Annotated in this window: 3 protein-coding genes; all 3 read right to left on the bottom strand. The window is 71.3% G+C overall.

All coding sequences use genetic code 11. The annotated features are described in order from the left end of the window. On the bottom strand, positions 1–608 hold a 608-nt coding region (locus tag B2U11_RS00175; protein WP_414632917.1), incomplete at its 3' end, for an acyl-CoA dehydrogenase family protein. Positions 609–654: 46 nt separating this feature from the next. Next, on the bottom strand, positions 655–1719 hold the full coding sequence (locus tag B2U11_RS00170) for a lysozyme (RefSeq protein WP_292068921.1): 1065 nt from the start codon (positions 1717–1719) through the stop codon (positions 655–657). Positions 1720–1811: 92 nt separating this feature from the next. Then, positions 1812–2237 (bottom strand): magnesium transporter (locus B2U11_RS00165; protein WP_292068918.1); only part of this gene is annotated, 426 nt, incomplete at its 5' end.

Genomic DNA, 2237 nt, shown 5'->3' with positions numbered 1-2237 from the left:
GAGACGCTGAACCCCTTCATGCCCTTCTCGATCAGAAAGGCGGTGACGCCGCCGTTGCCGTCGCCGGTGCGGGCGTAGACGACCAGGGTCTCGGCGTGCGGGGCGTTGGTGATCCAGAACTTGGTCCCGTTCAGGACGTAGCGGTCGCCCTTCTTCTCGGCGCGGGTCCGCATGGACATGACGTCAGAGCCCGAGCCGGCTTCCGACATGGCCAGCGAGCCGACATGTTCGCCGGAGATCAGCCCGGGCAGGTATTTCGCCTTCTGTTCAGGCGTGCCCCAGCGGCGGATCTGGTTGACGCAAAGGTTCGAGTGGGCGCCGTAGCTGAGGCCGATCGAGGCGGAGGCGCGCGACACCTCTTCCATCGCCACGACGTGCTCGAGATAGCCGAGGCCGAGGCCGCCGAATTCCTCTTCGACGGTGATGCCGTGCAGACCCAGTTCGCCCATTTCGGGCCACAGGTCGCGGGCGAAGGTGTTGGTCGCGTCGATCTCGGCGGCGCGGGGCGCTAGGCGCTCGGCGGCCCAGCGGGCGGTCGTGTCGCGAATGGCGTCGGCGGTCTCGCCGAGGCCGAATTCCATGGATTGCGGCGCGAAGGGAATGCTCATGCCGAAGGGCGTAGCATCGCGCACGGCCCTTCGCCAAGCACGGCCTTCAGCGGCCGGGACGGCCCCAGCGCTGATACAGGTTCCAGCCGGCGACCGCGATGCAGGCGACGGCGATGACGCCCAGGGCCACGCCGATCAGTCCCGTGTCGCCGCCGCCCGGATGCGCCGCGCGACGAAAGGCGGCTCCGGCGGCCCCCAGGGCCACCATGCCGAGCGCGCCCAGGATGAAGAAGGGCCAGGGACTACCCGGGTCGGCGCGTGTGGGCGCCGGCTTCAAGGTCTCGGCGGCGGCGTCCGTCGCGGGGGCCTCGTCCGTCTCGGCGGCCGGGGCGTCGCCCGACCACACCACGCGGGTGTCCGGCGCGGCGGGCTCCGCCGTCGCGGGCGGGGCGTCGTTCGCCGCCGACAGGGCCAGCCGGTCGGAGGCGACCCGTTCCGTCAGGGTCAGAACCGCCCCGGCGTCGAGGGACGCCGGGGCCGCTCTTATCGGATCACGGGCGGTGAGGGGACCGTCCGTGCCGAAACCCGTCGGAGCCGAGGCCCCGAAATCGGCGTCCTTCGCGCTGGGGAAGGGCGCCACATCGGCGTCCTGGGGCGAGACGTCCTGGGCCGCGGCCACGGCAGGGAACGGCGCCAGGGGCTGCATCAGCAGATCGACCAATGCGGCGGGCGCGCCGGGCGCGGTGTTGAACAGGGCGCGCTCCGCGGTGCGGCGGCGCGGCGGCAGATGGGCCTCGGCCGCGTCGTGCCAGCCCAGGATGGCGGCGGCGGCGTCCTGCGGCCGGCCGGCGTTGACCAGGACCAGGACGTCGGAGACCAGGAATCGCTCGACGCCCACCGAGAAGGCGAAGCTGGCCAGGGCGTCGAACTGGTGACCGTTCAGCGGGACCGTGACCGCCTCGCGCACGGCGCGCACCACCGGGATCAGATCGTATTGCAGCAGCAGTTCGGCGTCCGATTCCGAGACGGTCGCCCCTTCGCGGGCCGAGGCGGTGTGGCCGTAGCCGATCACCCACACGCCGTCGGCGCGGCGCACGGCGGCGGGGCGAAAGCCCTCGAAGCTCTTGATCAGGATGACCCCGGCGCGGGACACCTTGTTCGGTTTCAGCATGACTTCGGACACGATTGACCCAATTCGATACGGAGGCGGGGCCCTCGCACCGATCTCAGCAAGGGGCGGGCCGACCTACGCCCGCCGCGCGGCTAAAGCAGGACGATGGTCGCCAGGCCCAGGAAGATCAGGAATCCGAAGAAGTCCGTCGTGGCCGTGACGAACACGGCCGAGGACACCGCGGGGTCCAGCTTCAGCTTCGACAGCGTCAGGGGCGTCAGCATCCCGACCATCGCCGCCACCAGCAGGTTCAGCACCATCGCCGCGGCGATGACCAGGCCGATGCGCCAGTCCTCGTCGCGGAACCAGAAGGCGGCGGCCACGCCGATCAGGGGCGCCAGGACCAGGCCGTTGGCCATGCCCACCGCCAGCTCGCGCAGGAAGGTCCGCATGGCGTTGGCGGAGTTCAGCTCACGCGTGGCCAGGGCCCGCACGGTGACGGTCAGCGCCTGGGTGCCGGCGTTGCCGCCGATCGCCGAGACAATGGGCATCAGCACCGCCAGGGCCACGATCTGCTG

Origin of the sequence: Brevundimonas sp. UBA7534, from assembly GCF_002479325.1 — a bacterium.
GTDB lineage: Bacteria > Pseudomonadota > Alphaproteobacteria > Caulobacterales > Caulobacteraceae > Brevundimonas.
This window is presented reverse-complemented; position numbering and strand designations above follow the sequence as displayed.